The following is a 648-nucleotide window of genomic DNA, read 5'->3' on the forward strand; positions in this document are numbered from 1 at the left end:
TTAAATGAATTAAAGATACTTATTTTAGTTATTTAATCGTAATTTTTTTAGTTTTTGTTTGTTCTTTTTTAGGTATTTTAACAATTAGTATACCATTTTTAAAATTAGCATCTATAGACTCTTCACTTATATTAGATGGTAAATTAATAGAGCGAGAGAATGAACCATAATATCTTTCTTGAATATGATAATTTTTATTTTTCTTTTCATTAACATCTTCTTTTTTAGCTTCTATTGTAAGAACGTTATTATTTATTTTTAAATCAATGTTTTCTTGTAAAACACCAGGTAATTCAATTTCTAAACAGTATTCAGAATCATTTTCAAAAACATCTGTTTTTGGTAAAAATGTTCTTTCTCGGTCGTTGTTGGAAGTTAAAGGATAAGAAAAATCTATAATATCATTAAAAAAATTATCAAATATATCAGTTAAATAATTACGTCTAGAAAAATTGTTTTGTATATCTAATTTCTTTTTTGTTTGTGAAATTTCATTTTTCATATTAACACCTCCGTTTTTCTTAAATTAGCAATTAAGTTATTAGATTGCTAATTACAAATTTATTTTAAACCAAATTAATATTAAAAATCAAGTAATTTTTATTTTTAATTTGACGTTTAAGCAAAAAAGTTGAAAAAAATATATGA

1 protein-coding gene is annotated in these 648 nt (G+C 20.5%); it reads right to left on the reverse strand.

Translation table 4 applies throughout. From position 1 onward, the window contains the following. Positions 1-28: 28 nt before the first annotated feature. A complete protein-coding gene (locus M0D11_RS06325; protein WP_174479985.1) occupies positions 29-502 on the reverse strand; it encodes an Hsp20/alpha crystallin family protein in 474 nt (157 codons plus the stop codon). Positions 503-648: the final 146 nt, after the last annotated feature.

It is taken from the genome of Spiroplasma endosymbiont of Lariophagus distinguendus (genome assembly GCF_023846195.1).
Classification (GTDB): domain Bacteria; phylum Bacillota_I; class Bacilli_A; order Mycoplasmatales; family VBWQ01; genus Spiroplasma_E.